The 7760-nt window shown below is 70.7% G+C and carries 6 protein-coding genes and 1 pseudogene; 1 reads left to right on the top strand and 6 read right to left on the bottom strand.

Annotated features, from left to right (window positions below):
• The 5 genes and pseudogenes from AB0O34_RS35475 to AB0O34_RS35455 all read right to left on the bottom strand — a co-directional run.
• Nucleotides 1-424: pseudogene (locus tag AB0O34_RS35475) on the bottom strand (3-deoxy-7-phosphoheptulonate synthase); the annotation flags it as partial.
• Nucleotides 425-524: 100 nt separating this feature from the next.
• Entirely contained in the window at nt 525-1328 is an 804-nt protein-coding gene (locus AB0O34_RS35470; RefSeq protein ID WP_363923150.1) for a TIGR03084 family metal-binding protein, read from the bottom strand.
• Between the two features lie 223 nt (nt 1329-1551).
• Nucleotides 1552-2664, bottom strand: a complete 1113-nt coding sequence (locus AB0O34_RS35465) for a carboxymuconolactone decarboxylase family protein (protein ID WP_363923148.1) — start codon at nt 2662-2664, stop codon at nt 1552-1554.
• Between the two features lie 14 nt (nt 2665-2678).
• Nucleotides 2679-4334, bottom strand: a complete 1656-nt coding sequence (locus AB0O34_RS35460; RefSeq protein ID WP_363923146.1) for a GMC family oxidoreductase — start codon at nt 4332-4334, stop codon at nt 2679-2681.
• Nucleotides 4331-4861: a DUF5987 family protein gene (locus AB0O34_RS35455; protein ID WP_363923144.1), complete on the bottom strand. Its 531-nt coding sequence runs from the start codon at nt 4859-4861 to the stop codon at nt 4331-4333. Before AB0O34_RS35455 ends, AB0O34_RS35460 begins: the two co-directional genes overlap by 4 nt.
• Before the next feature lie 413 nt (nt 4862-5274).
• Here AB0O34_RS35455 and AB0O34_RS35450 point away from each other — a divergent pair, with 413 nt between their 5' ends.
• The gene (locus AB0O34_RS35450; RefSeq protein ID WP_363923142.1) at nt 5275-6045 is read left to right on the top strand and encodes an AraC family transcriptional regulator; all 771 of its coding nucleotides are present in this window, start codon (nt 5275-5277) and stop codon (nt 6043-6045) included.
• A gap of 341 nt (nt 6046-6386) precedes the next feature.
• On the opposite strand, the gene AB0O34_RS35445 is transcribed toward AB0O34_RS35450, so the two are convergent.
• Nucleotides 6387-7715 carry a cytochrome P450 gene (locus tag AB0O34_RS35445; protein WP_363923152.1) on the bottom strand — a complete coding sequence of 443 codons (1329 nt, stop codon included), beginning with the start codon at nt 7713-7715 and terminating at the stop codon, nt 6387-6389.
• Nucleotides 7716-7760: the final 45 nt, after the last annotated feature.

Below are 7760 nucleotides of genomic sequence, written 5' to 3'. Positions count from 1 at the left end.
GCCCCTGGAAGGCGTAGGGGGAGGTGCGCGGCTTGTAGGCGCCGCCGCGCAGCAGCGTGGCGCCGGCCGCCCGCGCCATGCGGGCGGAGGCGAGCGTCTGGTCCGGCGTCTCGACGGCGCACGGCCCCGCGATCAACGTGACGGTACGGGGGCCGATCGACACTCCCCCGACCTGCACGACCGAGCGGTCCGGATGGTGCTCGCGGCTGACCAGCTTGTACTTCGCCGAGATCCGCGTGACCTGGCCGACGCCCCGCATCCCCCGCAGGTTCAGCGTGGCGAACTGGTCGATGTCACCGACCAGGCCGACGATTATCCGGCTGACCCCACGGCTGACGAACGCCTCGCCGCCCGCCGACTGCACCAGCGAGACGACCGCCTGAATGTCCGTCTGGGTGGCGTCCGCGGTCATCACGATTACCATATATGCGGCCTTTCTTCGTTTTTACTCCGATACCAGGCCGTCTTCGTGACGCCGATCTCGGTGGCGCACAGCAGGGAAAGCGATTACGGAAGGCGCGTCGTCACACCCCGGCGGTCGCGAACTGGCCGGGCGTACGGCCCGCCCCGGCGGGTCCCCGATAGCACTGGGCGATGTCCAGCCAGTGGTCGGCCTCGCTGCCGGTGGCGACGACCTGAAGGTCGTCGCGGTGGCGCCGCCTGGTCACCAGGAGGCAGAAGTCGGCGGCGGGCCCGGTCACCTTCTGCGGCGAGTCCTCGGGGCCGAACGCCCACAGCTTGCCCGAGGGGGCGGTGAGCTCGAAGCGGAACTCGGTCGCCGGCGGGGTCAGGCCGCGCGCCAGGTAACCGAAGTCCCTGGTCAGCACCGCGAACACGACCAGGTGCTCGATGCGGTCGGTCAGCTCGCGCCGCACCCCGAGCGCGTCGGCGATGTCCTGGCCGTGCGCGAACTGCTCCATGATCCCGGCGCAGGCGAGGATGATGGGCGGCAGCGGGTTGACCAGCCACGGCACCACCTGCCCGGCCGGCACTGCGGCGAGCGCCCTGACGACGGTCTCGCGCTCGGCACGCCAGCGGCCGAGCAGCACCTCGGGGGTGTCGCCCGCGTACAGGGCGAGGGCGGCGTTGACCGCGCCGTTGAAGTCGTTCTCGGCTCCCGCGACCATGGCCTTGAACCCCTCGGCGTCGGACGCCGCGGTCCCGGCGAGCCGGAAGATGAAGGCCAGGTGGGCGATCTGGTTCGCGATCGTCCATCCGGGTGCGGGGGTGGGCAGTTCCCACTGCGACGCATCGAGACCGGCCACCAGGCGGTCGAGCTCTTCGCCCTCCGCGGTCAGGGCCTCAAGCACGTTGTCCAGGTCGGTCACGCGTCTCTCCTCTCACTGGAATGGATGCCTGATCGACTCGCGCGGTATACCGGCCGAAAGGCGGAACACGCATATTCATCAAGTTATCCAGGTAATTCAATTCACGTTCCTGAAACAATCATGCATCAATCGAATTACCGGTGTCTTCTCCGTGTGTGCTTTTCGCGAATGCGCGGCCGGATTTCCCCGGCGGCGCGCGTTCGACGGGCCGCCGGGGTGGCGCTCAGGTGAGCGGCGGGCCGCCGTCGCGGTGCTCCGCCGTACGGGCGAGCGGAGCCGTGCTCATCCAGGTCCCGGCATGTCGAGCCGCGGCCATGCTCGCCCACGAGGTGAGCTCGACGAGCGCCCGGTCGCCAGGCGTCCCTGAGCGGAACTCCTCGATGACCGTCTGGTCCACCTGGTAGGAGGCCATGGCCGTGAGCAGCGCCAGCCGGCCCGCCGGGCGATGGGCGGGCGCCAGGCCCGACACCGCGCCGGTCACCCAGGCTCGGCCGAGACCGGGCGGCTCGCCGTTCCACGCGGCCAGCTCGGCGGCGACCATCTGGCGCACCGGGGCCGGGACCGAGCGGCGGCCCACGCCGTCGACGGCGGCGGCGGCCCGGGCGAAGGCCCCGGCGAGGGACGGCGCGCCGTCCGCCCAGGACAGGTCCCCGGGCAGCGGGGCGGCAGGCAGCAGGTCGAACGAGGCGCCGGGCACCCCGTTCCTGCGTGCCGCCGGGCGCATGATCAGGCCGAACAGCCGCATGAGGCCGCCGCGCGCCCTGTCCGGCACCTCAGGCGGAAGCGGGGAGTCGCCGAGGAAGACGTTGACCATGCGGTTCAGGTACTGGAAGGTGACCGCCACCGCGGCCAGCTCCCTGGTCTGCTCCGCGGGTAGCGGGGCCTCGTGGCGGGCGGCGGTCTCCCGCGTGCCGCTCGCCCGCGCCCAGGCGGCGACCCGGCGTACGACCGGGTCGGTGACCGCCTCGGCGCGGCCGTTGACGATCTCGGCGGCGTGGTGTCCGGGCACCAGGCCGTCCATCGTGGCGCTGTGCACGTCGACGCAGTACGGGCAGGCGTTGCCGAGCGACACCGCGGTGGCGACCGCCTCCTTGACCGGCCTGCTGACGAGCCCTCCGGCGAGGAGCGACTCCCGCAGGATCGACCACGAGGCCGCGAGGGCCTCGGGGGCCGGCGAGTGCAGGAGCATGGGCGGCGCCAGCATCCCGAAGTCCCGCTCGACCTGTGCGTATACCCGGGTCACCAGGCCGGTCGCCTGGCGTGGACGCACCGGTGTGACGTGACGCACCTGAGACAGCGTTCCCGGCAGTGTCACCCGGCTGAGCACCTTGCCCATGGCCTGCTCCTCTCTTACCGGCGCAGCAGGCTGGGCACCAGGGGCAGGGCTCCGCGCCGGCCGGCGGTGGAGCCGTCGGGGGCCGGTGCCCCGTAGGTGACGTTGACGCCCCGGCTCTGGGCGGCCTGGACGATACCGGGGATCGCGCGCTCGGCGAGCGCGGCGATGGTCATCGCGGGGTTGACGTTCAGCGCGCCGGGGACGGCCGAGCCGTCGGTGACGAAGATGCCCGGGTGGCCGCGCAGCTCGTTGCGGTCGTCGAGCGCCGACGTGGCCGGGTCGTCGCCGATGCGGCAGGACGCCAGGGGGTGCACCGTGTAGGCGCCCACCACGTCGTTGGTCCACGCCGCCACCTCGGCCAGCCCGTCACGCTCCAGGATGTCCTTGACCTCGGCGTCCGCCTCGGCCCAGCCGCGCAGCGTGTTGGGGGTCGGGTCGTACTTGAGGCGGCCGACGCCGAGCATCTGCTGCGACAGCCGGTCGGCGTTGCCGTGGGCGGGAGGCGGGCCGAAGACCCCCTCGTTGTCGTCCTCGGTCATCTGGAAGATGATCAGCCAGGAGCGCCAGCGTTTGAGGATCTCCTTCTTGTCCACGCCGAACCAGCTCGGCCCCGTGGCGCCGGGGACCTGGGCGAGGATGGTGCCGAGACCGGGCGGGAAGTAGAGCTGCTCCAGCGAGAACCGCGAGTACTCGGGCAGCGAGCCGTCCAGGCGGTCCCAGCTCGCCACGACCGGCCCCTTGCCGATCTGGTTGGCCTCGTACGCCAGGCCGTCGCCGCGCTCCAGGCCGAGCACCTCACGGACCTTGTCCTCGTTGAGGATGGCGGTGTTGAGCCGCTCGCCGTTGCCCGAGAAGTAGCGGCCGACGGCGGAGGGCATCGTGCCGAGCGTTTCCTCGCTGCGCTGGAGGATCACCGGCGTGGCGCCGGCGCCGGCGGCCAGCACGATGACCTTGGCGTCGATCGTGCCGCTCTCGCCGCGGATCCGGTAGTCCTCGTCGTCGATGTGGTCGTAGTGGACGCGGTAGCCGCCGTCGTCGGTCCGCGAGATCTTCTGCACCTCGTGCAGCGGCCGGATCTCCGCACCGTGCGCGATCGCCGCGGGCAGGTAGTTGAACAGCAGCGACTGCTTGGCGTCGAAGTGGCACCCGGCCATCATCCAGTTGCAGTTGGTGCACTTGGTGGTGTCGATGGCGACCGGCACCGGGTTGGCCGTGCGGCCCGCGTGGTTGCACGCCGCCGCCCACAGCCCTCCGGCGTAGGAGACGTCGTTCCAGTCCTGCTGGGTGATCTTGATCGACTCGGCCACCCGGTCGTACCAGGGGTCGAGGGTGTCACGGCTGACGGCCGCGGGCCACATCCGCCTGCCGATGCTGCCATGGCGCTCGAAGGTGTAGCGCGGCGCGCGCGGCATCGCGGCGAAGTAGACGACGCTGCCGCCGCCCACGCAGTTGCCGCCCAGGATGCTCATGCCGTCGCCGACCACGAAGTCGAAGGCCCGCGTGTACGACGATCCGAGCTTGAAGTCGTGGTCGAAGTCCTGGCCCGTCAGCCATGGGCCGCGTTCGAGCACCACGACCCGCGCGCCACCGGCCGCGAGGTGGTACGCCGCGATCGCGCCGCCGAAGCCACTTCCGATCACCAGGACGTCGGTGCTCTCGGTGCTCGTCATGCGGGGCTCCCTGAGGGGGTCGTGTCCGGGTGCAGTCGGGCCAGCGGCCGGCCGTAGGAGTACTGCGGGAACCGCCACCGGCCGTCGGGGTCGGGCTTCTCGATGCCCATCGCGATCAGCCCGGGGTGCCCCGCGGCGATGGCGTCGGCGGTGTGGAGGTGGGCCGCCGAGTCGAAGGCCATGTTGCAGAACAGCGCGAGGCTGACCCACAGCGGCTTCTCGGGGTGACCCGGCTTGGTGAGCCGGTTCACCACGGCGGTCCTGTGCTCGAACGACAGCGCCACGAACGGCGGCACCGACTCGTCGAGCACCAGCTCGAGCTCGGCGGCGTACGCCAGCGTGTGCTCGTTCAGCATCCCGGCGAGGTCGCCCAGCGCGCCGCTCAATCCCGTCGCGTCCCACTCCAGCAGCTCGATGGCGCCTGCCGCCACCGCCCCGCCGCCCGTGGTCGCTCCAGCGATGGCCCTGTCGTCGGACGACCGCTTCTCGCCAGGGACGATCGTGTCGGCGAACGCCTCGATCGTCATCGTCCTGGTCTGCTCTTCGTCTGAAGCTGGCGGCCGCATAGGCGTGTCCTCGTCCGTCTAGGTCGACTGCTGACCAGTTCATCGTTCGCCCAGGCCCGCCTTCGACGCATCTTCTGAGTTGCTTTCACATCCGTCAGCGGCGTCATTTCCCACCCCCGCCGGAACGGGATATCTGCAGGCTGGGGGCTGCTAGGGGTTGTCGCGGGAGGTGGGGCGGCCAATTCTGATGGTATGGCGAAGTGTCGTCCATGTGGCGTCGTCGAGCGCCGTTTTTTCCGGATTTCACACCGTATGTGGGTGGGGATAATTCGCTGCCATGGAGCGAGAGCAGATGACGGAGGCTCGCGATGACGAGTTCTCCCGTGTTAATCCGGGGTCAATTCTCATCACACCTCCAACGCACGGGGGGAGCTATGGAAAACGCAATCGAACAAGCCGTGATGCGAGTCGTCAAAAGTATGCACGAGAATCTCGGCGAGCAACTGACAATCAATGACATGGCTCGCACGGCGATGTTCAGCAAGTTTCACTTCTCCCGCGTCTTCCAGCGGGTGACCGGGCTTTCCCCCGGCCGTTTCCTGTCGGCGGTACGGCTCCAGGAGGCCAAGCGGCTTCTCTCGTCGACCTCGCTGACCGTCACCGACATCAGCCACAGGGTCGGGTACTCCAGCGTCGGAACCTTCAGTTCGAGGTTCACCAGCAGTGTGGGGCTCTCCCCCACCAAGTACCGCCAGCTCAAGAGCATCACCGCGGAGATGACCGCCGCCGGCTGCGAGGACACCACGGGGGACGCGCCGGTGACGACGGTCTGGGGCGACATCTCCTCCCCGCTGAAGGACCAGCCCATCTTCGCCGGGCTCTTCCCCGACAGGATCCTCGAAGGCCAGCCCGTCCGGTACGTCATCCTGCGCAAAGCCGGCCCGTACGTCCTGGAGGACGTACCCCAGGGCGAGTGGCACCTGATGGCGCAGTCCGTGGCCCCCGGCCGCGAGGACGCCGTCAACCACGCGCCCGGAGGCGACGAGGCGCTGTGCATCGGACGCCACGGGCCGATCACGGTGCGGCCGGGCACGCACACGAAGGTCGCCGACCTCCACCTGCGGCCCATGCGTCCCCTCGACCCTCCCGTACTGCTCGCCCTGCGTGACCTGCTGTCCGTGAACGTCCCCCAGCTCACCCACTGAGCCACCGCCGCCGGCGCCGAATCCCGCCCCACATGAGCGGCGGGCGGCCGCGGCCGGTGCGAGACCCGCCCCTCCGGCCCCCTTGCCGAGCCCTTGCCGAGCCCTTGCCGAGCCGGGCGCATCCCCCTCTTTCCCGATCCGGGGCCCCAGTCGAGCCCGTCCGGTCGTTCCGATCAGGGTTCGGGCCGGATCCGCTCACCTCGCCCGCCAACGGCGGCGACCACAGGCCCGAGAAGGGCGATGACCACAGATGGCGGGCAACCCGTAGAGCCGGGCGCCCGCCATGTTCGTCGTGTGCCCGCGCCGCCGCGAGCCGGTTCAGGCCCGCGGCACCGCGGGTGTCACGCGGAGTGCACGGTCATCGGCAGACCACCGCGTACCCGGAGGGACAGCATCGGCTCCGCGACCACGTCGTGGCCGGGAACCTTGGTGAGCCGCAGGTCCCGGGCCACCATGGCGATCACGAAGGTGGCCTCCATCATGCCGAGGTGGTTGCCGACGCAGAACCTCGGACCCGCTCCGAACGGGATGTAGGCGTACCTGGGCCGGTTCGTGGGGCGGTCCGGGTCGAACCGATCCGGGTCGAACCGGTCGGGCGCGTCCCAGAAGGCCGGGTGCCGGTGCAGCGTGTACGGGCTGATCAGCACGTCGGATCCGGCCGGCACGTGGTAGCCGCCGACCTCGTCGTCCCCCTGAGCCTCCCTCGGGAGCATCCAGACGGGCGGGTAGAGGCGCATGACCTCCTCCACGACCATCGCGGTGTAGCGCAGCCGGTGCAGGTCCTCGTAGACCGGCAGCCGGTCGCCGAGCACCTCGACCGCCTCGGCGCGCAGCCGCTCACGGACCTCCGGATGCCCGTCGATGAGGTGGAACGTCCACGACAGCGTGCTCGCCGTCGTCTCGTGCCCCGCGAGCAGCAAGGTGACCAGCTCGTCACGCATGCGCTGCCGGCCGACCCGGGGATCGGCCTCCTCCCGGGTGGAGCCGATCAGGCGGGACACCACGTCGTCGCCGCCCTCGCCGGTCCGCGCCAGGCGGTCGGCGACGAGGTGGTCGACGATCCGCTGGAGCTCCTTGCGGGCGCGGCGGAACCGGACCTGCTTGGGCAGCGGCACCCACATCGGCACCTTGCTCAGCGTCACCAGCTCGAACATCGCCTGGTCCTGCACGGCCTCGAAGGAGTGCCCGATCGAGCTGAAGGCGCCGAGGTCGGCGTCGAGCAGGGTGCGCCCGAGCACGCCGAGGCTCAGCGAGGTCATCTCCTGGACGACGTCGACCGGCTCCCCGCCCGCGTGGGACCGCAGCCGCTCGACCAGGTTGGCCGCCTCCTTGGCGATGATCCCGTCCTGCTGGGAGATCCGCTTGTTCTGGAACACGGGCTGGATCATCCTGCGCTGCTTGCGCCACAGAGCGCCCTCGCTGGTCAGCAGCCCGTCACCGATGGCCCGCCGTGCCTGCACGAGGCCGACGCCCTTGTGGTAGTTGCCGCTGTTGTCGGCCAGCACGTGCTTGGCGTGGTCGGGGTGGTTGAAGAAGTAGAGAGTCTTGGGGCCGATCGACAGCCGGGCCGCGTCGCCGTACGTCGCGGCGAGCGACATCAACGCGATCCGGTCCGTCGCCAGCTTCTTGAACAGGCTCGGCGCCGCCCAGGGCGGCGGCCCAGGGGGCACCCGGCGGCCGGCCGGGGATGCGGCCGGCCGCTCGGGTGCCTTCTG

The sequence above is a fragment of the Sphaerisporangium sp. NPDC088356 genome, assembly GCF_040685555.1.
GTDB lineage: Bacteria > Actinomycetota > Actinomycetes > Streptosporangiales > Streptosporangiaceae > Sphaerisporangium.
The sequence above is the reverse complement of the archived record's forward strand: the minus strand, read 5'-3'. Positions and strand labels throughout refer to the sequence as shown.

Bases quoted from the DNA above. Each gene is read 5' to 3' on its own strand.
- AB0O34_RS35465 (WP_363923148.1), bottom strand. From the start codon at position 2,664: ATGGGCAAGGTGCTCAGCCGGGTGACACTGCCGGGAACGCTGTCTCAG.
- AB0O34_RS35460 (WP_363923146.1), bottom strand. From the start codon at position 4,334: ATGACGAGCACCGAGAGCACCGACGTCCTGGTGATCGGAAGTGGCTTC.
- AB0O34_RS35455 (WP_363923144.1), bottom strand. From the start codon at position 4,861: ATGACGATCGAGGCGTTCGCCGACACGATCGTCCCTGGCGAGAAGCGG.
- AB0O34_RS35450 (WP_363923142.1), top strand. From the start codon at position 5,275: ATGGAAAACGCAATCGAACAAGCCGTGATGCGAGTCGTCAAAAGTATG.